Origin of the sequence: Marinobacter denitrificans (assembly GCF_008795955.1) — a bacterium.
GTDB lineage: Bacteria > Pseudomonadota > Gammaproteobacteria > Pseudomonadales > Oleiphilaceae > Marinobacter > Marinobacter denitrificans.
Window position 1 is genome coordinate 67365 of record NZ_VMHN01000003.1, and the last position, 24779, is coordinate 92143.

Below are 24779 nucleotides of genomic sequence, written 5' to 3' on the forward strand. Positions count from 1 at the left end.
CGAATAATGGTCTTTGTTCTGTTCTGTCCCGGTCGGTGGCTTTAGCCCACCACATCCGTCCGCTCAATAATCAGCGCGATCCCCTGGCCAACGCCGATGCACATGGTGCAGAGCGCGTAACGGGCTTTCTCGCCCGCCGCGTGGCGGCGCTCAAGTTCATTCAGGGCGGTGGTCACGAGCCGGGCACCGCTCATTCCGAGGGGGTGGCCCAGGGCAATGGCGCCACCGTTCGGGTTTACGTGCTCGGCGTCATCGGCAAGTCCGAGGTCGCGTGTCACGGCGAGGGCCTGGGCAGCGAAGGCTTCGTTCAGCTCAATTACGTCCATATCGGCCAGTTCCAGGCCCGCGGTTGCCAGCACCTTGCGGGTTGCCGGTGCGGGACCGAAGCCCATGATCCGTGGCTCAACACCGGCGGTTGCCATGGCAACGATCCGGGCGCGGGGTTTGAGGTTGTATTGCTTGAGCGCATCGGCCCCGGCCAGAAGAACGGCGCAGGCGCCATCGTTGACGCCGGACGCGTTGCCCGCGGTCACGGTGCCGTTTTCACGGAAGGGCGTAGGCAACGAGGCGAGCTTTTCAAGGCTGGTTTCCCGGGGATGCTCGTCGGTATCCACCACCAGTGGGTCCTGTTTGCGGCGAGGGATGGTTACCGGCGTAATTTCAGCGGCAAGTCGGCCTTCTTTCTGGGCTGCTGCCGTACGCTGCTGGCTGCGCAGGGCGAAGGCATCCTGATCTTCCCTGGAAATACCGAAATCGGCGGCGACGTTCTCCGCCGTTTCCGGCATGGAGTCGATACCGTACTGTTTTTTCAGCACCGGGTTTACAAAGCGCCAGCCGATCGTGGTGTCAAAGATCTCCGCCTTGCGGCTGAACGCGGAGTCGGCCTTGCCCATCACGAACGGAGCCCGTGACATGGACTCGACGCCGCCGGCAATCATCAGTTGGGTTTCACCGGTGCGGATGGCCCGGGCAGCGCTGCCGATGGCATCCATACCGGAGCCGCACAAACGGTTGATGGTGCTGCCCGGCACGTCTACCGGCAGGCCTGCCAGCAGCAGAGACATGCGGGCAACGTCACGGTTGTCTTCGCCGGCCTGGTTGGCGCAGCCATAGAGAACGTCATCGATTTTTGACCAGTCCAGATCCGGGTGACGTTCGGTCAGCGCCTTGATGGGGATGGCGCCCAGGTCATCTGCACGCACCGCGGCCAGAGCACCGCCATAACGACCAATGGGGGTGCGGATGGCATCGACGATGTAGGCGTCTTTCAGGGAATTGTCGGTGCTCATGCAGTTTCCTCCGCGTTGCGTACGGTGCCACGAACCTCGTAGGAGCGGCCCCGGAACAGGGCGACCCTACGGCCGTCCTGGTTGATTAATGTGATGTCGTAGATACCGGTGCGCCCGCCACGGGCCTGTTCTTCGGCGGTGGCGGTCAGCCGGTCGCCCTCTTTGGCGCCGTACATATAGTCAATGCTGCAGCCGGAGGCGACGGTGGCCCGGTCGTAACTGTTACAGGCAAAGGCAAATGCGGAATCGGCCAGGGTGAACAGGTAGCCGCCATGGCAGGAGCCGTGGCCCTGGATCATGTCGCCGGTGACGGTCATGGTGAGTACCGCTTTGCCGGGGGCGACAGATTCAATGCTCATGCCCAGGTTCTGGCTGGCACGGTCTCGCGCGAACATGGCCTTGGCGCATTCCTCGGCGAGTGTCTGTGGATCCATCTCGCTCATGAATAAAACCCCTTCTGTGCAAATGCGTTCTTCCGGAGCAGCAGGGCAGGGCGATAGCGATCTTCTGCATAGCTGTTCTGGATGTTGGTAAGTACGTTGAACACGTGACCGGCACCGAGGCGGTCGCTCCAGTTCAGCGGGCCGTCGGGATAGTTCAGGCCCGCCTTCATGGCCAGATCGATATCCGCAACTGTGGCTACGCCGTGAAGGGCAGCATCGGCGGCTTCGTTCGCCAGGGTGGCTACCGTGCGCATAATTACCAGTCCGGGACGGTCAGCCACCAGGCTCACGGCAATGCCTGCTCTTTGCAGTAAAGCACAGGCGCAGGAAACCGCTGTGTCGGGGGTCTGGTCTGCCGGCGCTAACGCCAGCCGGGATGCCTTGCTGTAGTCGAAGGCAAGGTCAAAAAGCACCAGGTTGGAAACGCCGTCAGTGGCTGCCCGCTCGGTGGCCATGCGCCCATCAGTCAGCGCAAGTATGGCAGTGCCGAAGCGAAGCTGGCCGGGGCCGTCGCGCTCAATGATTGTCACGCCCGCCGCTCTCAGGCGCTGGACGAGCGGCGCTGCCACGCCGGGATTGCCTTCAACGATAAGCACGGTTTCGTCAGACTGGTGCTCCGGTTCCGTCTGTGGCTCGGGCTTTTCTGCGTCTTCGCCATAGGCGTAGAACCCCCGGCCGTTTTTGCGGCCCAGCCGGCCGGCTTCCACCAGTTCCTTCTGGATCAGTGAGGGTAGGAAGCGCGGGTCCTGGTAATAGGAGTTGAATACCGAGTTGGTCACCGCGTAGTTGACGTCGTGGCCGATCAGGTCGGTCAATTCAAAGGCGCCCATGCGGAACTGGCCCGCTTCGCGGATGATGGCATCCAGCGTGGCGGCATCGGTAGTCTGTTCCTGAAGCAGGCGCAGGCTTTCGGCGTAAAACGGGCGCGCCACACGGTTGACGATGAAGCCCGGGGTTGAGGTTGCGTATACCGGCTTCTTGCCCCAGGCGGTGGCCGTGGCGTGAATGGTGTCGGCAACGGCTTTGCTGGTGGCCAGACCCATCACCACTTCTACCAGTGCCATCAAAGGCGCCGGATTGAAAAAGTGCATGCCCACGAGACGCTCGGGCTTCTGCATTTCGGCGCCGAGGGCAGTGACGGAAATGGAAGATGTATTGGTGGCGAGGATTGCATCCCCGGCACACAGCTCTTCCAGGTTTGCCAGCAGCTGTCGCTTGACCTGCAGGTCTTCGATAATCGCCTCAATTACCAGTCCCGCATCCGCAACTTCGTCGAGGTTCGCAACCGGCTGAATCCGGCCGATAACGGTGTCAAGATCCTGTTGCTGCATCTTGCCTTTGTCGACACGACGCTGGAGCTGTCTGGCGATACTGTCCCGGCCTGCCTTTGCGGCACCTTCTCTCTGGTCGTGGAGATAAACCTGGTGGCCTGCCTGGGCTGCGACCTGGGCAATGCCGGAACCCATGGCGCCAGCGCCGACGACGGCGACTCTGATTTGGCTGTCCAGTGCCGGCATGGCTTATTTCCCCTTGAAGTTCGGTGTGCGTTTTTCCATGAAGGCGCCGACGCCTTCCCGGTAGTCGTCTGTCTGCCCGGCCATGCGCTGGAGATCCCTTTCCAGGTTGATCTGCTCTTCGAAGGTGTTGCTGGCGCTGGCATGGAGCGCACGCTTGATCAGGGCCAGACCTTTGGTAGGTTGGGTAGCGAAGTGCCGGGCCATTTTCATGGTTTCTTCCATGAGCTGGTCGTTGTCCACGCACCGCCAGATCATGCCCCAATTCTCGGCCTGCTCAGCACCGATCTTTTCTCCCAGCAGTGCCATACCTTTGGCCCGGGCCATGCCGGCCACGCGGGGCAGAATCCAGGTGCCGCCTGAGTCAGGAACCAACCCCAGCTTGCAGAATGCCTGAACAAAACTGGCTGAACGGGCTGCCAGCGTAATATCGCAGGCAAGCGCAATGTTGGCGCCGGCGCCGGCAGCGACACCGTTAACGGCACAGAGGACTGGCATGGGTAAATCACGCAGGCTGCGCAGCATCGGGTTGTAATAGTTCTCCAGGGAAGCGCCCAGGTCGGGTACTTCCTGGTCCGGAGACACGCTGCGGTCAGAGAGGTCCTGCCCGGCACAAAAGCCCCGGCCAGAGCCGGTAATGACCAGTACACGGACAGACTCATCCTTGCGCACGGTGCTGATGGCGTCCCGCATCCGTTCGTGCATCTCGACATTGAAACTGTTCAGGCTGTCCGGACGGTTAAGGGTAAGCAGAGCCACACCCTGATCGATTTCGAGAAGAATGCTCGGTTGAGTCATGGCGTTATCCTGTAAATGAAATGATGGATGGCTTTATGGGGGGATTATCGGCCCGTGAATCGGGGTTTTCGCTTTTCCAGAAATGCATCAAGGCCTTCCTGTCGGTCTGCCGTGCCGGCCAGCACAGTGAAAGCGTGGCGTTCAAAGCGCAGGCCGTCGGCAAGGCTCATGTCACTGGCCTTGCGAACCGACTCCTTGGTGAGGCGAACAGCAATAGGGGCTTTCCGGGCAATGGTGCGGGCAATACCGATGGCTTTTTCAACGGTCAGCTCGGGCTGGCAGGTCTCACTGACGAGGCCTGCTTCAAGGGCGCGTTTGGCATCTATCGGCTCGCCTGTCAGTACCATGCGCATGGCGAGAGATTCGCCAACTTTTCGCACCAGTCTCTGGGTGCCGCCCGCGCCGGGCATGATGCCGAGATTGATTTCCGGCTGGCCAAATCGGGCATTTTCACCGGCAATCAGAATATCGGCATGCATGGCCAATTCGCAGCCGCCCCCAAGCGCAAAGCCGTTGACTGCTGCAATGAGAGGCTTGGTGAAGCGGGCTATTCGCTCCCAGTGAGCGATGCGGGGGTCTTCAAGGATGCCAACGAGGTCACGGGCAGCCATCTCGTTGATATCGGCTCCGGCTGCGAATGCCTTCTGGCTTCCGGTAATGACCACAGCGCGGACTTCCGGGTTGGCTTCTGCGTCATCCAGCGCTCGGGACAGATTGGCCAGCAGCTCGGTATTCAGGGCATTCAAAGCCTCGGGGCGGTTCAGTGTAAAGACCTGAACCCCTTGTTCTGGCCCCTCGATGAGCAGGTTGTTGGGCATAAGCGATCCGATGTGGCTTTGTTTTTATCTGGAGAATGTCTCAGCCGTGTGGAACCGGAATTGCCCTGAGGCGATATCTCCGTATGAACAGGCTGATTTTCGAATCAGTATATCTGTAAATTGATACTCGTCAAGGTTTGAGAATTCGACATTTTGTATCACGTTTGATTTTTATGGCCGAAATCTCTTTAGTGTCTGATAGTTAGAGGTTTTCTTGATTTTTATCCAGCCCATAGGTGCCTTTTTTGTACTTTGGTGGCGTTTTATTTCCCTTTTTTCTGTAAAAACATCCCTGATAAGCGGTAAAGTGATGCGGAAAATGAATCAGAATGTGTCGTCAAATTCCGGGCTTGTCTGTGAGGGAGAGAAGCATGCCTAGTTACAGTATTGAAGGCATTCAGCCTGTTGTACATCCGACCGCGTACGTTCACCCAGCTGCGATTCTGATCGGGGATGTGTGGATTGGACCTGGCTGCTACGTTGGCCCGGCGGCCTCTCTGCGTGGCGACTTTGGGCGCATCGTGTTGAAGGAGGGGGCAAACATTCAGGATACCTGCGTTGCCCATGCGTTTCCGGGCAAGGACGTGGTGGTGGAGAAAGACGGGCACGTGGGTCATGGTGCCATTCTTCACGGCTGTACCGTTGGTGAGGGCGCAATGGTTGGAATGAATGCTGTGATCATGGACGAAGCCCTTATAGCGCCCCGCTCAATTGTTGGCGCCGGGGCCCTGGTTAAAGCCGGATTTCAGTGTGAGCCCGCATCCCTGATTGTCGGCACACCGGCCAAGGTCTTGCGGTTGTTGAGTGAGGACGAGGTGGCCTGGAAAGCGAAGGGGACTGAAGAGTACCAGAGGCTGACACTGCGCTGCTTCGAGAGCCTGGAGGAGTGTCAGCCACTGGAAGAGGCGGATCCTGATCGGTCGAGAGTTGTTGCTGGCAGTCACCAGCTCAAGCATGAGAGCTGAAACGGGCCAGTCGGTCTTGCCCCTGGCCAGTCAGGGCTTCAGGCCGCCAGCTCCGATTTAAGGGCATCAATTATGATACGGGCAAAGTCTTCGGGAGAGTCTTCCTGAAGGAAGTGCCCACCCCGCAACGTAATATGGGGCTGCCCATGGGCCCCCGGTATGCGCCGCTGCATATGGCGGTCGCCGCCGCGGGTTATGGGGTCGCCGCTGCTGAAGCAGGTGATGAACGGTTTTTTCCATTTTTCCAGAACCCGCCAGGCGGCCTTGTTGGCCTCACTGGAGGGGTCGTCCGCAGACACCGGCACCAGTTTGGGAAAGGCCCGTGCGCCTGCCTTGAATTCGGCGCTGGGGAACGGGGCCTCGTAGGCCGCAATTTCGCCCTTGGTCATGGTTCTTTCTGTTCCCAACTGAACTATCCGGCCCACCGGAAACCAGGGGCTGTGGGTGGCAAACGCCTTCCAGAGTGAAAACACCGCGGGTACCGGCGCATCCCCCGTCGGCAACATGCCATTACCAACAATAATCCGGCGGAACAGCTGAGGGTGCTCGGCCGCCAGTCGCAGACCGAGCAAGGAGCCCCAGTTCTGGCAAACCAGGGTGATATTTTTCAGATCAAGTGCATTCAGCCACTGGGAAAGCCACTCTATGTGACGATCATAACTGTAGTCACTCACATCGGAGGGTTTGTCGGATTTTCCGAAACCCACGAGGTCGGGCGCCAGCACCCGGTGGCCGGCACCGGCTACCAGCGGGATCATGTGCCGGTATAGGTATGACCACGATGGTTCCCCGTGCAGCATCACGACTGGTGCCGAATCGTTCGGGCCCTCGTCTACATAGTGCATTCTCAGGCCTGGCTCGACGTCCAGATAATGAGGTGTAAAAGGATAATCCGGAAGGCCTGCGAAGCGGGCTTCATCGGTTCTCAGAATACGCATGCCATCGACTGTCCTGACTGAGTGGTTGCGTGGCTGGGTTGTCGCAGCCTTCACGAATCAGGATAAAGCAGATCGGAATTTTGTGTGTTTGGTTTACGTAACAGTGCGTTGGCTGTTTGAATCAGGACGCTTTGCTGATCAGATCGTCCCCGTTCTCAAGCCGCGCCAGCGCTGCGTCACAGCAATTCAGGGCACCGCAGTCATCTGCCGGGCAAAGGGCTATCGTGTCGCAGCTGATGCCATAGGGGTGCTGCTCTCCATTACGGAAGATGCGACCGCGGGAAAGGGTCGAGTGACAGTGTCCGCACAAGAGGGTTGGCACCGCACTGCGTTGCGAGGCAATGGCCTGGAAATGTTCTGTCTGTGTCATAAAAAACCTCCAATACTTCCAAACTAGGGGCGAGCTGTGACAATTCAATGTCAGTCGCCTTCAGGTTAACCTGCAAGTACGAAGAACCAGTGGCCCGGGCTCACCTGTCCCGGGCCGGCCATCAGTGATCCGAGTCAGCAATGGGCCGTCGGTTGGAGCGCTTGTCGTCCCAGTTGAGTGACTTCGGATCGTACCAGCCTATGCGGTCGAGCACCTTCTCGCGGGTGGCGGGAGACAGTGTTGGCCACAGTTCGTGGAATTCCTCAAGGCCCCGCTCCCGCTGGCGCAGTTGCTTGCCCTGAAGTTGCCGGATGATACGGGGAAGGTGCAAGGCTTCTCCCAGTTGCCCGGGCACAAGCACCTCTTGCCCCATCACCTTGCGGCGATGGGTTCTGGCAGCCAGCACCCGGTGAAGGGCAGCAGCTGCGTCCAGCGCTGTTTCGACATCAAACTCTTCGTTACCCAATGTCTTACCCGTTTAACGAATGACCAATAACCGTCAACTATACCCTGAAAGCCGCTAGACTGGCCACGGGGCCGTGGTAGTCTGGTGTCCCGGTTGGCAATCAGATTCAGGATCACTCTTTATGATGTACGGAAAACTGGAAACACGGACTTTTCTGGCCATGCTTGTGGGCGTCTCCCTTGCTTTCGTGCTTTTGATGAAGCCGTTTTTTGGTCCGATCTTCTGGGCCGTGGCCATTGCTTTGATATTTCACCCGATTCGGGAGCGTCTGGCGCGGCGGCTGGGTAACCGTCCAAATGTGATCGCGTTACTGACGCTTCTGATCTGCATGGTTATTGTGGTAATTCCGGTGCTGGCGCTGGTGACATCCCTGGTGGCAGAGGGGCTTTCAATTTACCAGAAGATTCAGGAAGGTGAGCTTCGCCCCGGGGAATACATCGACCGGGTGAACCAGTCCTTTCCTGCTATCGAGTCCTTCTTTGCCCAGTTCGGAATGGATTTTGCCGAGGTAAGGGACCGCGTGGTCAGCGCCTTTGTCGGCGGTAGCCAGTTTCTGGCGAAACAGGCCTTGGGGGTCGGCCAGAACACCTTCCAGTTCTTTCTGGGGCTCTCATTAATGGTGTACCTGGCGTTCTTTCTGATCAGGGATGGCAGCAAACTGGTTGATCTGCTGATTCAGGCATTGCCCCTGGGTGATGAGCGGGAGCGCCTGTTGTTTGCCAAGTTTGCCGAGGTTACCCGGGCAACGGTCAAGGGCAACCTGTTGATAGCGATCATCCAGGGTGCACTTGGCGGTCTGATTTTCTGGCTGCTGGATATCCAGGGGGCGCTGCTATGGGGGGTGGTAATGGCGATTGTCTCACTCATTCCGGCAGTGGGCGCAGCGCTGGTATGGGTGCCGGCAGCCCTGTATCTGGCAGCGACCGGCGAGATTGTTCCGGCGGTGATCCTGACCGCTTTCGGGTCAATTGTCATAGGGCTTTCCGATAACCTTTTGCGTCCGATTCTTGTCGGCCGGGACACCAAACTGCCGGATTACATTGTGCTGTTGTCCACACTGGGCGGGATCGTGATGTTCGGCGTCAACGGCTTCGTGATGGGGCCGTTAGTGGCGGCCCTGTTCATGGCCTTCTGGGGAATCTTTATTCGCGAATTCGGGGAGATGCCGGGAACGGCGGTGCACAACATGACCGGCTCGACTACAGAAACGCAACAATCGGAAAAGCCCCGGCCAGACTAACTATGTTAACCTCTTGTAATAGTGTCCATCCTGTAGGGACTGGCAACACAATAAAAAACAACAGGTAACCGGAGTAGATCATGATCAGCAGATCAGCAAAACGAAGCCGGCTGGCGGCGGCCATTGTGCTCGGAGCGATGACGTTCGCAGCCCCCCACGCGCTGGCAAACGACACTGTCGCGCTGAAGAATGCGCTCTACGGTGCTGGCTATGAGATCACCAATGTCAGCCCGCAAATGGATGAGGCAACACGCTCTGCGCTCACCGCATTCCAGCGGGAGCAGGGGCTGACTGCGTCGGGTGAACTGGACAAGGCCACAAAGGAGGCCCTGGGAATGGTGTCCGTGCAGGTTGCGTCCTCTGGCTCCGCCGGCTCTTCGCAAAATGCCGCTGCATCGTCCAGCGCTGCGCCCGAGCCTGAAGAGTCACCGGACGTTCAGGCCGAAGAAGATGATATCGAAGAAGACGATGATGGTGGCTGGTTCTTCTAGCAGGTTCATCGAAGTCGGACTTCAATAAACCGTCGGGCCCGGTGGTACTCTGTACCCCGGGCCCGATGCGTTCAGTCCAGTTTTTCCAGGTCCCTGACCGCGCCCTTGTCGGCGCTGGTCGCCAGCAGCGCATAGGCTTTCAGTGCTGCTGAAACCTTGCGAGGCCTTGCCAGTTCCGGTTTCCAGCCCTTTTGGTCTCGCTCTTCACGGCGCCGATCCAGCTCGTTCTGATCGATCTCCACGTTGATGGAACGGTTGGGGATATCGATGCGGATCAGGTCGCCATTTTCGATCAGACCAATGGCGCCACCTGCAGCAGCTTCCGGAGAAGCATGGCCGATGGAGAGGCCGGAGGTGCCGCCGGAGAACCGGCCATCCGTCAACAGGGCGCATTCCTTGCCCAGGCCTTTGGATTTCAGGTAACTGGTGGGATAGAGCATTTCCTGCATGCCTGGCCCGCCACGTGGGCCTTCGTAGCGAATAATGACCACTTCACCCGGTTTGACTTCGTCGTTGAGAATGCCGGTAACCGCCGTATCCTGGCTTTCAAAGACCCTTGCCTTGCCTTCGAACACGTAGATGCTCTCATCCACGCCGGCAGTTTTGACCACGCAGCCATCCCGGGCGATGTTGCCAAAGAGAACCGCCAGGCCGCCTTCGGAGGAGTAGGCGTGCTCGACGGAGCGGATGCAACCGGCTTCACGGTCGCCGTCCAGGGAGGGCCAGCGGGTGCTCTGGCTGAAGGCAGTCTGGGTGGGAATACCGGCAGGGCCTGCCTTGTAGAATTCCACCACTTCCGGTGTCGGTTCCTGCATGATGTCCCAGGTTTTCAGGGCCTCGCGCATGGTTTTGCTGTGCACTGTTGGAAGGTCCGTGTTGATCAGGCCGCCCCGTTCCAGTTCGCCGAGGATGCCCATGATGCCGCCGGCGCGGTGTACGTCTTCCATGTGGTATTTCGGCGAGTTGGGTGCAACTTTGCACAGTTGCGGAACCCTGCGGGAAAGCTGATCAATGTCGTTGAGGGTGAACGGAACACCGCCTTCCTGCGCCGCCGCCAGCAGGTGCAGAATGGTGTTGGTGGAGCCGCCCATAGCAACGTCCATAACCATGGCGTTTTCAAATGCCTCGGTGGAGGCGATGCTCAGTGGTAGCACACTGGCATCGTCTTCTTCGTAATAGCGCCGGGCATTCTCTACAATCTGTCTGCCCGCCTTGAGAAACAACTGCTCACGGTCGGAATGGGTGGCAAGCAGCGAGCCATTCCCCGGCAGGGCCAGGCCGATGGCTTCTGTCAGGCAGTTCATTGAATTGGCGGTAAACATGCCTGAACAGGACCCACAGGTGGGGCAGGCACTGCGCTCATACTCGGCAACGGTTTCGTCGTCCGCGTTCGGATCAGCGGCAATAACCATGGCGTCCACCAGATCAAGCTTATGCTCTGACAGCTTGGTTTTGCCCGCTTCCATGGGGCCGCCGGAGACGAAGATGGTGGGGATGTTCAGGCGCATCGCAGCCATCAGCATGCCCGGGGTGATCTTGTCGCAGTTCGAGATACACACCAGTGCATCTGCACAGTGCGCGTTAACCATGTATTCCACAGAATCGGCAATGATTTCCCGCGACGGCAGGGAATACAACATACCATCGTGACCCATGGCGATGCCGTCATCCACGGCGATGGTGTTGAACTCTTTGGCAACGCCGCCGGCCTGCTCGATTTCACGGCATACGAGCTGGCCCAGATCCTTGAGATGGACATGGCCGGGAACGAACTGGGTAAAGGAGTTGGCAACGGCAATAATTGGTTTGCCGAAGTCGTCATCCTTCATGCCGGTGGCGCGCCAAAGAGCGCGTGCGCCAGCCATATTGCGGCCTGCGGTGGATGTCCGCGAACGGTACTGGGGCATGGTTTTCTGGTCTCTCTTCTGCAGCTTGGTCAAAAACGGAAGGCAAAAGGATACCAGATTACTTCTTGATCGCATGGTTGTTTTGGCAATCCGCGCTTACAATGTGTAACAGAGTAAAAGGGCAATTGATCAAGGAGTAGTCCTATGGCTGGGCAGGAAAGCCTGCCACTGCGTCGTCTCAAACAGTTTCAGCCATTGAACCGGCTGACGGACGACCAGTTGGTGTTGCTGGCAAGCCGGGCAGAGCGCAGAACCCACGGCCCGGGTCAGCGGGTGGTGGAGCGGGGCGTTCGTGATGGCCTGGATTTCTTCCTGGTCGCAGGGAGCGTGGAGCTGGAGTCCATTGACGGGCGTAAGTCCACCATAGATGCGGATAGCGACAAAGCCGTCAACCCTATCGCCAGGTTACAGCCGCGAATGTACGACGTGACCGCCACCAAAGCCAGTGAGTTTCTGGTGATCCAGCAGGATATCCTGAACCAGCTGCTGCGCTCGGCACCGGTGCCACAGGTGGAAATGGATTCCGGGGACGGCGATGACGATGACGGCAGTGAGGAGCACCACCTGCTGATGGAGTTTTATGCTGAGTTGCGCTCCAACCAGCTCAGCCTCCCCAGCGTTCCGGACGTGGCCTGGAAAGTTCGCAGAACCGTGGACCGCGAGGATTCCACCGCAGACCAGGTGGCCAGCGCCATTTCCGCCGACCCCTCGATGGCAGCCAAGTTGGTTCGCGCCTGCAACAGCCCGCTGTACCGGGGCTTCAGCGATGTCCGCAACGTTCGTGAAGCTGTCGTCAGGCTGGGTATGCGCACCACCCGCCAGTTGGTCACGGTATTTTCCTTGCGGGAAGTGTTCAAGACCAGGCAGGCATCGCTGCAGAAAGAGATGGACAAGCTCTGGCGCCACTCCCGCGAGGTTGCGGCACTGTGTTGGGTGCTTGCCGACAGCGCCACTTCTATCAACCCGGAAGAGGCTCTGCTCGCCGGTTTGCTGCATGATATCGGGGTAGTGCCAGTGCTCGTCCAGGCCGAACATCATGTCAATCTTTTTGCAGATCAGGCCAATCTTGAGCACGCCATTGGTGAGCTCAGGGGGGACGTAGGCACCGCAATTCTGGAAAGTTGGTCGTTCCCTGCAAGCTTTCTGGAAGCCGTCCGCCATGCGGAGGACTGGGCCCACGAAAGCAGGGAATCGGCCCCCCAACTGGTGGATATTGTGATTGTGGCCCAGTTGCATGCCATGATTGGTTCCAGCCAGAATGGTAACCTGCCTCCGTTTGATGAGGTGCCTGCCTATCGCAGGCTGGGCGAGCTGGAGCTCAATGCTTCCCGCAGCCTGCAACTGCTGACGGAAGCCCGTGCAAGGGTGGACGAAGTCCATCGCCTGCTTTCAATACACTGAGGATTTGACAGGGTAGTCAGTCTTCTGGCGCTCTCTACTAGTGACAATACAACAATGAACGTACCTCTTTTTCCATTGAACTCTGTCGTACTGCCGGGGGGAAGGATCCCGCTCCAGCTGTTCGAGCCAAGATATATAGACATGCTGACCCGTTGCCTGAAGGAAGACCGGGGCTTCGTCGTCGTGTTGCTCAGGGAAGGGCTGGAAACCGGCACGGCGGCTGCTTTCTATGATATTGGCACCTATGTGCGCATTATTGATTTTCAGCAGATGGATAATGGCCTGCTGGGTATTACGGTCGAAGGTCAGGACAAGGTGACAGTGGTGCGTACCTGGCAGCAGCCGGACGGCCTGAACGTCGGGGATGTCGAGTGTCTGCTGGCGGAAGAGGAGTGGCCGATTCCGGAGCGTTTTACCGAGTTGCCTTCCGTGCTTAGGGCGCTGTTTCGCCATCCGGTCATCCGCGAGCTGGGTATGAGCGTGGACTACAACGACGCCCGTGATGTCGGCTGGCGGTTGACGGAACTGCTCCCTCTGGACAAACAGGAAAAACAGCGTCTGGTAGAACTGCAGGATCCGATGGAGCGGCTGGAGCGGCTGCTGGGCCTGTTGGAAGCGCTGGAACAGAAGTGACGGCGTGCTCAGCCTGCCGCTGGTCCATAGAGCAGGGTGGCTTTTGGCCAGTGTTCAGCGGTATACCAGATAATGTAAAGCACCCAGGCGACACCCGCCGCCAGTAACGAAGTGTCTGTTGTCAGCGGAATGTTGTCATAGCGGCTATAGCTGGCTCTTGTCAGCCCCGCAACAAACAGTCCCAGAAGAATCCCCCCGACAACATCTGTAAACCAGTGGACCCCGAGGTAAATGCGGCTCAGCGCAACCAGAACGATGGGGATGCTGAACAGGAGATAATAGCGCCAGCGCCAGCGATGCCGGCTTTCACGGGCGATAAAGCTGGCGGCCAGGGACGAAAAAACGGTAATACCGGTGGTGTGTCCACTCGGAAAGGCACCGGACGCGGGCGGGCCCATCACAATGTGTGGCCGCGGGATCGCCGTAAAATATTTGAACGCCCAAACCAGCACGGTTGCCAGCAAGGCGGCACCGAGAATATGCAGCGTTGCCGCGTAGAACCCCCGCACACCCAGCGCCATGGCGGCCAGTACCGCAGCCGCCAGCATTATGGGGGGATCTGCCAACAGCGTCACCATCACCATCACCGGGTCCAGCAGGGGATTTCTCAGCTGTGCCAGCCATTCCAGGGTCAGGGTGTTAAAAGGCTCGAACAGCCGCGTTGCCGTTGCCAGTTGCCCCAGTATCATGAACAGCGCCCCGGCCCCCAGTGCCATGGACAGAGAGGGAAGCGGAAATTCGCCGGCCTGGGCTGGCCGCTGGCTGGTGTAAAGCCGCCAGAAGCGGTGCGTGGTGTGATAGCGGGCCATGAGACCGGCAAGCCAATGGTAAAGCGGGCTGCTGTGGCCAAGGCCGAGCTGGAAACGGATAAGCAGCAGGTAAATCACCAGCAGAATTGCGGCGCTGATGCCGATGACCGGGTAAAAATGCGCCGGTGGTTCAAAATCGCTGGCCAGCGCGCTGCCGACCAGGTAGCCCGGCAGAACATAGGTGGGGGACCAGGCGATGGCGGAGGAGAGGTTAAACGCCAGAAATCGCCGCCAGGGCATCAGAAAGGCGCCGGCAATTAACGGAATAATGGGGCGTATCGGGCCAACAAAGCGCCCGATAATCACGCTCTTACCCCCATGAAGGTGGAAGAAAACCTCACCCTTGGCGATAAAGCCCGGAAAATGGTTTAGTGGCCAGAGCCGTTCAAGGCGGCCCTGGAACAGTCTGCCCAGGGCAAAGCTTATGCTGTCGCCGGCAATGGCGCCCGTGCCCGCCCAGAAAAGTACCTCCAGAAGGGGCAGGGCTACCTGGCCCGCAAGTGCCGCCACGGCAAAAATGATGGCCACACCCGGGATCAGTATGCCGGCCAGAGCCAGCGACTCAAGAAAAGCGGTGGCAAAAAGGGCACCTGAGAGCCAGCCCGGGTTGGCGCTGAGCCATGCGGTCAATGCCTGCAGCCACTCCGAACTCATGGCTGGCGAACTTCTCCCTGGCTATACCAGACCGAGTCGGCTCCCCGTTTCCTGGCTTCCTCCAGCGCCTGCCGCACCCGTTTCCGCAGATCGGTAGTGCGGGTATCTGTGCTGGCGCGGGTGGTGCAACCCAGGCTGACAGTGACCTTGCCTGCCAGGGGCCAGGTCTGTTCTGAAATAGTCCGTCGAATGCGTTCTGCGATGACCCTGACGCCCTCCTCCGGGGTGAAGGGCAGTATCAGGAAGAATTCGCCGTCCTCAAGGGTGTAGAGGGTGTCGCCGGCACGAATGACTCCGAACAGGTGCTGTGTGAGATCCCTGAGCAGCCGCTGCATGCCGGCCTTGCCGTGGAGATCCTCGGCTTCATCGGCGTAATCAATGGTGAGGGAAACGACAGACAGCGAGTGCGACATTTCGATTGCTCGGCTGATTTCCTTCTGCAGGGTTTCATCCAGGAAGCGTGCGTTATGGGCACCGGTCACCGGGTCCGTGATAGCCAGGTCTTCGGCGGACTGTGCCATGTGGTCGTAGTGCCAGATATACAGAGCTGCCACCGATATCAGCGCAAACACGCCCGAGCTGATGGTGACGGTATGGGTAAGCGACTGGGTTAGCAGCAGGAACACCGCCAGCGCAACCAGTAACAGCAGCGAGAGAATGATTCCCTGACGTAATGGCAGGACCAGCAGGTTCAGAAGCATCAGGGGCATCACCCAGTGACTGATCCCGGGCGGGTCCAGCGCGTACATTGCTGCTACCAGGCCGCTGTTGAGCGCAGTCAGGAAGATCAGGTGCCCGGGCGCCGAGAGCTGATGGCGGCGGCACAGGAACGTATAGCCGGCCCCGGCGATGGTCAGCAGCGCCATGCCGGAAGCGAGAAAGAACAGTTCGTAAAACCCATAGCGAAGATTCTGGAAAGCCAGACTGGCGATGAAAAGACTGGCAAACAGGTAACCGGCCAGGTGAGTGAAGCTTCTGAGGCGGGTCTCGGTCATGATGCAGGCCCTCCGGTACCTTCGGTGCTTGCCGGTGGGGCGGTGTGGGACCAGGTGCTGTAGGACTGGGCCCGGTTGCCGCCCTGCTGTTGGGCCCTGCGCAGGGCATTGGCCGCGGACTGCTGCAGACTATCGGCATCATCGCCGATATTCAGCCCCGCAATACCGGCGCTGACGGTAAGATCCAGCTGGTGGGAGGCAAGCAGAGTGCTCAGACCTCTGCGGATGGTCTCTGCCAGTGTCGCTGCCTCTGTGGTTGCGATGCCAGGCAGGATGATCAGGAACTGCAGGTCAGCCACACGGTAGTATGTGTCGAAATCCCGCAGTTGCGAGTGCAGGTAGCGGCCAATTCGTGGCAATATGGAGCGAATGTCCGCGTCAGCGTTACTGTCGCTGAGGTGGGTGTCCAGGCCGATCATGATCACCGACATGTCGATGCCTTCCCGTTCGCTGCGCTGGATTTCCTTGTGCAGGTCGGCAGAGAGGTATTCCCGGCTGGCCGCCTGGGTCAGTTCGTCGGTGCGGCGCAGAGGCGCCAGCTGCCGTGACTTGTACTCCCGGAGAAATACCAGTAAACCGGACAGCATGATGGTCAGTAGCAGAGCACTGATCATCTGGTGGCGTTCCGGAATTCCCCCGGCCCAGTGCGTGGCGAAGATCGCCATAAACGCAATCAGAACAGTGATGCAGGCTCCCCATAAAACCGGCAGCAGGGCAAACCCGATCAATGGTGCCACATAGAGCCAGTGGGTCAGGCTCCAGGGACCGGTCCACAGGCTGGTGACCAGAAGTAATGCCAGGGCCCCGAACAGCAAGCGATGAATCGCCGGCCAGGGCTGCCGGAAACGTCCGGGGTGGAAAGCACTGCTGGTGAAAATCAGGCCAGCGCCGACGATTGCCGTGATGGCTGTCAGTGGCTCTCGCTGAATCACCGCGAATAAAGCAATGGCGAGCAGGATCAGGAATCCTGTTCTCGACAATCGGCTTAGCAGGAATTTTTCGGCCATCTGGGCCATGGTATCCGTCCTCTCCCGGGCGTCCGTGTATTCAAAGCATACAGCAGGTACTGTTCAATAACCCGCGTATTAACGTCAGTCTGGGCGGTATAATAATCGCTTGGGATGCGTACTTGAAACGGGAAAGGTAAAGTTAGGCACTGATTCGCACAAACGGTTTTAAAATCTAAAGGTAATCGGATGGATATTGCAGCTTACATGGCTGAGGTGGGACAGCAGGCGCGGAAAGCCGCCGTCGCGGTAGCGCGGTCCACGACAGCGGTTCGCAATCAGGCACTGGTGGCCACTGCGGAAGCTCTGGACGCTTCGAGAAGTGAACTGGCCGCGGCAAACGCACAGGACCTGGAAAAGGGTCGCAACAATGGTCTTGATGACGCCATGCTGGACCGGCTGGAGCTGACGCCGGCACGCATTGATGCAATGATCGAGGGGCTTCGCCAGGTGGCAGCCCTGCCGGACCCGATCGGCGAAATTACCGACATGACCTATCGTCCCTCGGGCATCCAGGTGGGGCGTATGCGAGTGCCTCTCGGGGTTATCGGCATTATTTACGAGTCGCGGCCCAACGTGACTGTAGAGGCTGCCAGCCTGTGCCTCAAGTCCGGTAATGCGACCATACTGAGAGGCGGCTCAGAGGCAATTCACTCCAACCAGGCTATTGCGCAATGTCTGGCCAGGGGGCTGGCCGATGCGGGTCTTCCCGGAAATGCCGTCCAGGTTATCAAAACCACCGACCGGGCTGCAGTGGGGGAACTGATCACAATGCCCCGGTTTGTCGATGTGATTGTGCCCCGGGGCGGTAAGGGCCTGATCGAGCGAATCAGCCGCGATGCCCGGGTCCCCGTGATCAAGCATCTGGACGGCATCTGCCACGTGTATATCGACAGCCATGCCGATCCTGAGAAAGCCCTGGCGGTGGCGGTCAACTCCAAGACCCAGCGGTACGGTACCTGCAACACCATGGAAACCCTGCTGGTGGATCAGGAAATCGCCGATGACATCCTGCCATTGCTGGCGGCCGCGTTCCGCGAGAAAGAGGTGGAGCTCCGTGGTTGTGAGCGCACAGTGCAGATATTGACCGGGGTGGTCGCTGCCACCGAGGAAGACTGGGCGACAGAGTATCTGGCTCCGATTCTTGCGATAAAGGTGGTCGACGGTCTGGATGGTGCTATCGCACATATCAATCGCTACAGCTCGCAACATACTGACAGCATCATTACCGAGAATTACACCCGGGCGCGCCGGTTCCTGACTGAGGTGGACTCTGCCTCCGTCATGGTGAACGCCTCCACACGGTTCGCGGACGGATTTGAATATGGCCTGGGTGCGGAAATCGGTATCTCGACGGACAAAATCCACGCCCGGGGCCCTGTCGGCCTTGAAGGCCTGACATCTCAGAAGTACGTGGTGTTCGGCGACGGCCATATCCGGACCTGATTCTGCATGCATGTCATTTACGGCGGTACCTTCGATCCCATTCATCATGGCCACTTGCGCCTGGCGGTAGAGCTTCGGGAGCGGCTGGGCGTGCCTGAAGTGTCACTCATGCCGTGCCACGTGCCTCCGCACCGGGACGTTCCCGGGGCAACCAGCGAGCAGCGGGTTGCGCTACTTGAGCTGGCCATCGCCGATGAGCCCGGGCTGACCCTGGACGCCAGGGAGCTGGGCCGTGAGGGAGCGTCCTATACCGCGGAGACTCTGCGTCAAGTCCGTGCCGAACTGGGCCCGGACCAGCCAATAGCAATGGTGCTGGGCACGGATTCCTTCGCCGGCTTTGATCGTTGGCAGGAATGGCAGCGCATTCCCGAGCTGGCGCACATTGTGGTGGTGCGGAGGCCGGGGCCCGGACTGACGCCGGGGAGTGTGCCGGCGCGCCTGCTTGAGGAGCGCTGCGTTGGCGAGGTGGAGGCCCTCTATCAGGCCCCCTGCGGCCACATTCTGGAACTCGATCCGCCCCTGCTGGATATCTCCGCAACCGGGATCCGCGACCGGATTCTTTCCGGTCGGTCACCCAGGTATCTGCTGCCTGACAGTGTGTGGCAGGAAATTCGTCACCAGGGACTCTACGGTGTGTGACCTGCCGGGAACTTTTAGTGCTACAATCCCGTCTGAATAGACTTTTCGGGTGGCCGCCTTCGCCGCTGCCCGCCAACAGGGTGATTATGCAGGCAGAGCAACTGAAAGAACTGGTCGTGGGTGCGCTTGAGGACGTCAAGGCGCAAGACGTGAGCATTATTGATGTCAGGGGAAGAACCAGCGTGACCGATTATATGGTGCTGGCTTCCGGAACCTCCAACCGACACGTGAAATCCCTCGCGGATTCGGTGCTGTCGGAAGCGAGGGACCAGGGCGTCAGAGCCAACAACGTGGAAGGTGCCAACGCCAGCGACTGGATTCTGGTTGATCTTGGTGATGTGGTGGTCCATGTCATGATGCCGGCTACCCGCGAATTCTATGATCTTGAGCGTCTCTGGCGCGATGCCCCGGATCTGGGTGTTGCAGGTAGCGAATAGCAATGCGGTTACGCCTGGTCTGTGTAGGGCAGAAAATGCCCGAGTGGGTCAGTCAGGGTTATAACGAGTATGCCCGCCGCATGCCGCCGGAAATGCCCATTGAGCTGGTTGAGGTTCCGATGGCTCACCGTGGCAAAAATCCGGATATCCCCCGATTGATGCAGCGGGAATCAGATTCGATTCTTTCCGCCGTTGCCCCCCGCGACCGTGTCATTGCACTGGAGGTGGGTGGCCGCGCCTGGTCCACCGAGAAACTGGCCAGTCAGCTTGAAAACTGGCAGCAGGACGGCAGGGATGTGAGCTTCCTTGTAGGCGGTCCCGATGGCCTCGCCGATGCCTGTCGCGCCAGAGCTGACCAGTTGTGGTCCCTGTCGTCCCTGACGCTGCCCCATCCGCTGGTGCGTATTCTGCTTGCCGAGCAACTTTACCGGGCCTGGTCTGTCACCCGCAATCACCCATACCACCGGGCCTAGGAAACTTATATGCCCTGGGGAGAATTCAAAGACATTGCAGCGGAGCGGCGCCTTTTCCAGCGGCGTACCATAGTGATGTTGCTGCTGGTGTTTGTGATGCTGAGCCTGCTGATTGCCAGGATGTATCAGTTGCAGGTGGTTGAGCACGACATATACACCACGCTTTCCGACAAGAATCGTGTCCAGGTGCAGTCCGTAGCTCCACCCCGGGGGCTGGTCTATGACCGCAACGATGTGCTGCTGGCGGAAAACCGGCCGGTTTTCAGCGTAACCCTGGTGCCCGAACGGGTTGGCGACATGGAGCAGACCCTTGCCAAGCTGCAGGGTATGCTCAGCATCTCTGAAGAGGATATGGAGCGTTTTCACCGGCGGCTGCTTGAGCCCCGCCGACCCTTTCAGGAACTGCCTCTGCGTTATGATCTCAACGAGCAGGAAATTGCCCGCCTGGCGGTTCATCGGCATGAGTTGCCGGGTGTCGAGGTATCTGCGGAGCTGGTGCGTTACTATCCCCACAGCGAGCTGACAGCTCATGCCCTTGGTTATGTGGGGCGCATTAACCGGGAGGAACTGCAGCAAATTGATCCGGTTAATTACGCGGGTACCAACTATATCGGCAAGTCGGGTGTGGAGCGATTCTACGAAAAGCTTCTGCACGGACGCGTCGGCTACCAGCATGTGGAAACCAATGCGCGGGGCCGGACCTTACGGGTGCTCGAGCGCGAGAATCCCGTGCCTGGCGAGGATATCCGGCTACACATGGATTTACGCCTACAGCAACTGGCACACGAACTGCTGGACGGCCGGCGGGGCGCCATTATTGCAATTGAGCCGGCGACCGGGGGAATCCTCGCCCTTGCGAGTGTCCCCGGTTTCGACGCCAACCTCTTTGTAACCGGTATCGGTGTCGATACCTATCGCGAGCTGAGCAATAGTGTCGATAAACCACTGTTTAACCGGGCCCTGCGCGGGCAATACCCACCGGGTTCTACGCTCAAACCCATGCTTGCCATCGCCGCCCTGGACAGCAATGCCGTAACCCGGGACAAGACCATATGGGACCCCGGTTACTTCCGCCTGAGGCCTGGCGGGCGTCCCTGGCGCGACTGGAAGCGGGGTGGTCACGGCTGGGTCGACCTGAAGTCAGCGGTAGCGGAGTCCTGCGATATTTACTTCTATGAAGCGGCGGTCACCATGGGCGTTGACACCATGCACAAGTACCTTTCCGACTTCGGGTTCGGTGAAGATGCCACCCTGGATGTTGCCGGTGCCCTGAGTGGCCTGCTGCCTTCCAGAGACTGGAAGCGGGCGGTTCATAGTGAACCGTGGTATCCGGGAGACTCGGTAAATCTCGGAATTGGCCAGGGGTACATGCTGGCAACGCCGCTTCAGCTGGCGACTGCCACTTCCGTACTCGCAAACCGTGGCAACTGGTCCGAGCCGCGGCTGCTGAAAGGTATCAAGGGCGACCGATCGGTTGATGAAGTGCTGCCGCCCGGTAGTCATCAGTCGATCGGGCTTAAGAATCCCGATGACTGGGAGTATGTCGTGGAGACCATGGCTGAAGTCATGCACGGCAGCAAAGGTACGGCTCGTGGTGCAGCGAAGGGCGCGCCGTATCGGATGGCTGGCAAAACCGGCACGGCCCAGGTATTCAGCCTGGCAGAAGACGAAGAGTACGACGAGGAGGAGATCCGGGAGCGCTTGCGGGATCACGCCCTGTTTGTTGGTTTTGCGCCGGTGGACGACCCTCAGATTGCTGTCTCCGTGATCGTGGAGAACGGCGGCAGTGGCAGTGGTACCGCAGCACCTGTGGCGCGGGCAATGTTTGATGCCTGGCTACTGGGCTTTCCCAAGGAAGGAGAGGCACTGATTATGGGTGCATCCGAGGGGGAATCTCACTGATGGCGGCCGGAAGCATGCTCAACCAGTCCTCGCGGCATCCATTGTTGGGCCCCAGGGGGATCTGGTCTTTCTTGCACATTGACCCGGTGCTGATGTTGCTTTTGCTGGCTCTTATCACCGGTGGGCTGGTGGTGCTCTACAGCGGGGCAGACCAGAATATGGCGGTGGTCAAAGCCCAGGGTGTCCGTATGGGGGTGGCACTTGTGGTCATGCTGGTGTTCGCGCAGCTTGATCCTTCTGTTTTCAGACGCTGGGCACCCTGGCTCTTTGCCGTGGGCCTGGCCGGGCTGGCTGCGGTATTACTGGTGGGCGTGGGTGCCAAAGGGGCCCAACGTTGGCTGGCAATACCGGGGTTGCCGCGTTTTCAACCCTCGGAATTGATGAAACTGGTGGTGCCAATGATGGCAGCCTGGTATCTGTCGCGCCATTACCTGCCGCCGCGCCTTCGCCACGTAGCCGTGGCGCTTGTGATCGCCCTGGTGCCCATGGCTATGATCATTCTGCAGCCGGACCTTGGCACCTCTTTGCTGGTGGGGGCTGCTGGCATCTTTGTCGTGTTTTTTGCAGGTATCAGCTGGCGTTTGATCGGGGCTTTTTTTGCCATGGTTTCTGTGGCGGCGCCACTGATGTGGTTCTTTGTGATGCGTGAGTACCAGAAACAGAGAGTGCTGACCCTGCTGGACCCTCAAAGCGATCCCCTGGGCGCGGGCTGGAATATCATTCAGTCGAAAACCGCGATCGGGTCCGGTGGCATGGATGGCAAGGGTTGGCTGCAGGGCACCCAGTCCCACCTCGAGTTTCTGCCCGAAAGCCATACCGACTTCATTGTGGCAGTGCTGGCGGAAGAGTTCGGTTTTGTCGGCATGCTGGCCCTGCTTGTCCTATACCTGCTGATTATCCTGCGCTGCCTCTATATTGCCGCGACTGCCCAGGACTCTTTCAGCCGCCTGCTGGCAGGGGCATTGACCATGACATTTTTCATCTACGTGTTTGTCAATGTGGGGATGGTCAGCGGGCTGCTCCCGGTGGTCGGGGTTCCGTTACCTCTTGTCAGCTATGGTGGAACGTCCAGTGTTACGCTTATGGCGGCCTTCGGGGTGCTGATGTCTATCCAGACTCACCGGCGTATGATCAGTGCGTGATGTTGCACATGTCAGCATGGACGCCGGGTAATGGTTGCTTCACAGGTGGTCATGGTAATCTTGGCAGCCTCATTCTCGCAGGGAGTTTCATGAACGCAGTCATAAACCGTGCCCGTAACGGACTGGTCGCCGTTGCTCTCTTGCTCTCCCCGGCTCTGGCCTCGGCCCAGTACGACAAGACACCCGAAGGACAGACCTTCATTCGCGAGATGGCAGAGCGTTACGGCTTTCCGGCCAGTCGGGTGGAAGCGTTACTTGCCTCCGCCGAGCGCAAGGATTCGATACTGGAGGCCATCAGCCGGCCGGCGGAAAAAACGCTGGAATGGCACCAATACCGCAAGATTTTTATCCGCAAGGAAAGGATTGATCAGGGTGTTGAGTTTTTAAGGCAATACGGGGAAGCATTCGAGCGGGCTGAAGACGAGTACGGGGTGCCGGCCTCTGTCATTGCCGCCATTATCGGTGTGGAAACCTGGTATGGCACATACAAGGGTAAGCACAGGGTGCTCGATGCACTTGCCACTCTGGCATTCGATTACCCCCCGCGGAGCCGCTTCTTTCGCAGCGAACTTGCGCAATACCTGCTAATGACCCGCGAGCAGGGTTTTGACCCGGAAGAACTGACCGGTTCCTACGCGGGAGCAATGGGGTACGGCCAGTTCATCTCCAGCAGCTACAGGCATTACGCCATCGACTTTGACGGCGATGGCGTGGTCGACATACTGGATAATCCGGTGGACGCTATCGGCAGTGTAGCCAATTACTTCCGGGCCCATCACTGGAAAGAGGGTGAGCCAGTCGCCGAGAAGGTGCAGGACAGCCTCCCGGAAGGTTCGACGTTGCTGACCAGGGAACTCAAGCCGGACCTGACAGTCAATGATTACCGGCAGGCCGGCCTGAAGCCCGGCGCCGATGTGGCGGGCGACGCCAAAGCCCGGGCAATCCGTCTCGCCGGCGCGGATGGAGCTGAGTTATGGCTGACATACCATAACTTTTATGTGATAACCCGCTACAATCACAGTCATCTCTATGCCATGGCTGTATTTCAACTGGCCGAGGCGCTGCGCGAACAGGCGAGGCTGCCAGAAAAACAAAACGGGGTGAGTAATAACTCGTGATTACACGCTATTTTTTCTTGGTTGTCGCAGGAGCCCTGGTTCTGGCGGGATGTGCTTCATCCCCCGCACCGGATCATTCTTCCCGATACACGCTGTCTCAGGACAGGGCCCCGGACGGCAATTTTGATGCCTCCGGTCTGCAGGACGCAACACCCCGTTTTGAGGAGCCTCGTGGGGCCGGTAACAAGTCTCCGTATAACGTATGGGGCAAGGAATATTCTGTCCGCCAGAGTAATGACGGTTATGTCCAGCGCGGCACGGCCAGTTGGTATGGCGAGAAATTCCATGGCCATAAAACCTCCAATGGGGAGGTTTTTGACATGTATGAAATGACCGCGGCTCACAAGAGCCTCAGGATTCCGGGGTATGCCCGCGTTACCAACCTTGATAATGGCCGTTCTGTGATTGTGAGGGTAAATGATCGCGGGCCATTCCATGGTGATAGACTGATTGATCTTTCCTACGCTGCGGCCAAGAAGCTTGGGTATCAGGGCAAGGGTACGGCGCGAGTCGAAGTCGCAGCCATCACTGTTAACCGGGATGGCTCCATGACCCTGGCGGGAAAACCGTTTCCTGACCGAGAGGCTCCGGTTCCGGCAGAGCGCCTGGCGGATTCTGGTGGCGACAGTAAGGCACTGTTCGTCCAGTTGGGCTCATTCAGCCAGCGCAGTCCAGCGGAGGTACTGCTCAAGCGCGCCCGTGAGGCTGTCAGCGACCCGATGAGAGTGCGGGAGGTGAAAACGGCTTCAGGCCTTTTTCACCGCGTACAGGCCGGGCCCTTCAGCGATGAAGACGAAGCCCTGCAAGCCCAGAGCCGGCTTGAAAACCAAGGATTCGGTCAGTCAATATTGCTGACCGATACTCACTGAACCAGTCACCCACTA

General features: G+C 59.0%; 25 protein-coding genes. 13 read left to right on the forward strand and 12 right to left on the reverse strand.

Annotation, left to right across the window (positions count from 1 at the left end):
• Positions 1–41: 41 nt before the first annotated feature.
• From pcaF to paaF, 5 genes are read right to left on the reverse strand one after another with little or no spacing between them, the layout of a single operon-like run.
• On the reverse strand, positions 42–1271 hold the full coding sequence (pcaF, locus tag FO268_RS12420; protein ID WP_150993853.1) for a 3-oxoadipyl-CoA thiolase: 1230 nt from the start codon (positions 1269–1271) through the stop codon (positions 42–44).
• 14 nt (positions 1272–1285) lie between these two features.
• Positions 1286–1732 (reverse strand): hydroxyphenylacetyl-CoA thioesterase PaaI, encoded by a 447-nt coding sequence (gene paaI, locus FO268_RS12425; protein WP_150993485.1) that lies wholly within the window; start codon positions 1730–1732, stop codon positions 1286–1288.
• The gene (paaH, locus tag FO268_RS12430; RefSeq protein WP_150993487.1) at positions 1729–3249 is read right to left on the reverse strand and encodes a 3-hydroxyacyl-CoA dehydrogenase PaaH; all 1521 of its coding nucleotides are present in this window, start codon (positions 3247–3249) and stop codon (positions 1729–1731) included. The genes paaI and paaH overlap by 4 nt, the downstream gene beginning before the upstream one ends.
• A 3-nt stretch (positions 3250–3252) precedes the next feature.
• On the reverse strand, positions 3253–4044 hold the full coding sequence (gene paaG, locus FO268_RS12435) for a 2-(1,2-epoxy-1,2-dihydrophenyl)acetyl-CoA isomerase PaaG (protein WP_150993489.1): 792 nt from the start codon (positions 4042–4044) through the stop codon (positions 3253–3255).
• A 44-nt stretch (positions 4045–4088) separates the two neighbouring features.
• The gene (gene paaF, locus FO268_RS12440; RefSeq protein ID WP_150993491.1) at positions 4089–4862 is read right to left on the reverse strand and encodes a 2,3-dehydroadipyl-CoA hydratase PaaF; all 774 of its coding nucleotides are present in this window, start codon (positions 4860–4862) and stop codon (positions 4089–4091) included.
• Between the two features lie 371 nt (positions 4863–5233).
• Here paaF and FO268_RS12445 point away from each other — a divergent pair, with 371 nt between their 5' ends.
• Positions 5234–5827: a transferase hexapeptide repeat family protein gene (locus FO268_RS12445; protein ID WP_150993493.1), complete on the forward strand. Its 594-nt coding sequence runs from the start codon at positions 5234–5236 to the stop codon at positions 5825–5827.
• A 38-nt stretch (positions 5828–5865) separates the two neighbouring features.
• Here FO268_RS12445 and FO268_RS12450 read toward each other — a convergent pair whose 3' ends face one another.
• From FO268_RS12450 to FO268_RS12460, 3 genes are all read right to left on the reverse strand, one after another.
• A complete protein-coding gene (locus FO268_RS12450; RefSeq protein ID WP_150993495.1) occupies positions 5866–6765 on the reverse strand; it encodes a haloalkane dehalogenase in 900 nt (299 codons plus the stop codon).
• Positions 6766–6886: 121 nt separating this feature from the next.
• A complete protein-coding gene (locus FO268_RS12455) occupies positions 6887–7135 on the reverse strand; it encodes a hypothetical protein (protein WP_150993497.1) in 249 nt (82 codons plus the stop codon).
• Between the two features lie 121 nt (positions 7136–7256).
• Positions 7257–7601, reverse strand: a complete 345-nt coding sequence (locus FO268_RS12460; RefSeq protein ID WP_150993499.1) for a hypothetical protein — start codon at positions 7599–7601, stop codon at positions 7257–7259.
• Positions 7602–7725: 124 nt separating this feature from the next.
• Here FO268_RS12460 and FO268_RS12465 point away from each other — a divergent pair, with 124 nt between their 5' ends.
• Entirely contained in the window at positions 7726–8841 is a 1116-nt protein-coding gene (locus tag FO268_RS12465) for an AI-2E family transporter (protein ID WP_150993854.1), read from the forward strand.
• 80 nt (positions 8842–8921) lie between these two features.
• Complete coding sequence (locus FO268_RS12470; protein WP_150993501.1) at positions 8922–9332, forward strand: peptidoglycan-binding domain-containing protein; 411 nt, start codon at positions 8922–8924, stop codon at positions 9330–9332.
• Positions 9333–9403: 71 nt separating this feature from the next.
• Here FO268_RS12470 and ilvD read toward each other — a convergent pair whose 3' ends face one another.
• Positions 9404–11239, reverse strand: a complete 1836-nt coding sequence (ilvD, locus tag FO268_RS12475; RefSeq protein WP_150993503.1) for a dihydroxy-acid dehydratase — start codon at positions 11237–11239, stop codon at positions 9404–9406.
• A 144-nt stretch (positions 11240–11383) separates the two neighbouring features.
• On the opposite strand from ilvD, the gene FO268_RS12480 reads away from it, so the two are divergent.
• Together FO268_RS12480 and FO268_RS12485 are read left to right on the forward strand one after the other, a co-directional pair.
• Positions 11384–12640, forward strand: coding sequence for an HDOD domain-containing protein (locus tag FO268_RS12480; RefSeq protein ID WP_150993505.1), 1257 nt, complete (start codon positions 11384–11386; stop codon positions 12638–12640).
• 54 nt (positions 12641–12694) lie between these two features.
• Positions 12695–13273 carry an LON peptidase substrate-binding domain-containing protein gene (locus FO268_RS12485; protein WP_150993507.1) on the forward strand — a complete coding sequence of 193 codons (579 nt, stop codon included), beginning with the start codon at positions 12695–12697 and terminating at the stop codon, positions 13271–13273.
• A gap of 8 nt (positions 13274–13281) precedes the next feature.
• On the opposite strand, the gene FO268_RS12490 is transcribed toward FO268_RS12485, so the two are convergent.
• Genes FO268_RS12490 through FO268_RS12500 form a run of 3 tightly spaced genes read right to left on the reverse strand, consistent with a single transcriptional unit; the run spans position 13282 to position 16747 of the window.
• Positions 13282–14736, reverse strand: coding sequence for a bifunctional DedA family/phosphatase PAP2 family protein (locus tag FO268_RS12490; RefSeq protein WP_150993509.1), 1455 nt, complete (start codon positions 14734–14736; stop codon positions 13282–13284).
• Positions 14733–15731, reverse strand: coding sequence for a GGDEF domain-containing protein (locus FO268_RS12495; protein WP_150993511.1), 999 nt, complete (start codon positions 15729–15731; stop codon positions 14733–14735). The genes FO268_RS12490 and FO268_RS12495 overlap by 4 nt, the downstream gene beginning before the upstream one ends.
• Complete coding sequence (locus tag FO268_RS12500) at positions 15728–16747, reverse strand: GGDEF domain-containing protein (RefSeq protein WP_150993513.1); 1020 nt, start codon at positions 16745–16747, stop codon at positions 15728–15730. The genes FO268_RS12495 and FO268_RS12500 overlap by 4 nt, the downstream gene beginning before the upstream one ends.
• A gap of 198 nt (positions 16748–16945) precedes the next feature.
• Here FO268_RS12500 and FO268_RS12505 point away from each other — a divergent pair, with 198 nt between their 5' ends.
• From FO268_RS12505 to FO268_RS12540, 8 genes are all read left to right on the forward strand, one after another.
• Positions 16946–18184 carry a glutamate-5-semialdehyde dehydrogenase gene (locus FO268_RS12505; protein ID WP_404802925.1) on the forward strand — a complete coding sequence of 413 codons (1239 nt, stop codon included), beginning with the start codon at positions 16946–16948 and terminating at the stop codon, positions 18182–18184.
• 6 nt (positions 18185–18190) lie between these two features.
• Positions 18191–18823 (forward strand): nicotinate-nucleotide adenylyltransferase, encoded by a 633-nt coding sequence (gene nadD, locus FO268_RS12510; RefSeq protein WP_150993517.1) that lies wholly within the window; start codon positions 18191–18193, stop codon positions 18821–18823.
• Positions 18824–18909: 86 nt separating this feature from the next.
• Complete coding sequence (rsfS, locus tag FO268_RS12515) at positions 18910–19260, forward strand: ribosome silencing factor (RefSeq protein WP_150993519.1); 351 nt, start codon at positions 18910–18912, stop codon at positions 19258–19260.
• A gap of 2 nt (positions 19261–19262) precedes the next feature.
• Positions 19263–19733, forward strand: a complete 471-nt coding sequence (gene rlmH, locus FO268_RS12520; protein ID WP_150993521.1) for a 23S rRNA (pseudouridine(1915)-N(3))-methyltransferase RlmH — start codon at positions 19263–19265, stop codon at positions 19731–19733.
• A 9-nt stretch (positions 19734–19742) separates the two neighbouring features.
• Positions 19743–21635: a penicillin-binding protein 2 gene (gene mrdA / locus FO268_RS12525; protein WP_150993523.1), complete on the forward strand. Its 1893-nt coding sequence runs from the start codon at positions 19743–19745 to the stop codon at positions 21633–21635.
• Positions 21635–22777, forward strand: a complete 1143-nt coding sequence (gene rodA / locus FO268_RS12530) for a rod shape-determining protein RodA (protein WP_150993525.1) — start codon at positions 21635–21637, stop codon at positions 22775–22777. The genes mrdA and rodA overlap by 1 nt, the downstream gene beginning before the upstream one ends.
• Before the next feature lie 89 nt (positions 22778–22866).
• Positions 22867–23895, forward strand: coding sequence for a lytic murein transglycosylase B (mltB, locus tag FO268_RS12535; RefSeq protein ID WP_150993527.1), 1029 nt, complete (start codon positions 22867–22869; stop codon positions 23893–23895).
• A complete protein-coding gene (locus FO268_RS12540) occupies positions 23892–24764 on the forward strand; it encodes a septal ring lytic transglycosylase RlpA family protein (protein ID WP_404802923.1) in 873 nt (290 codons plus the stop codon). Before mltB ends, FO268_RS12540 begins: the two co-directional genes overlap by 4 nt.
• Positions 24765–24779: the final 15 nt, after the last annotated feature.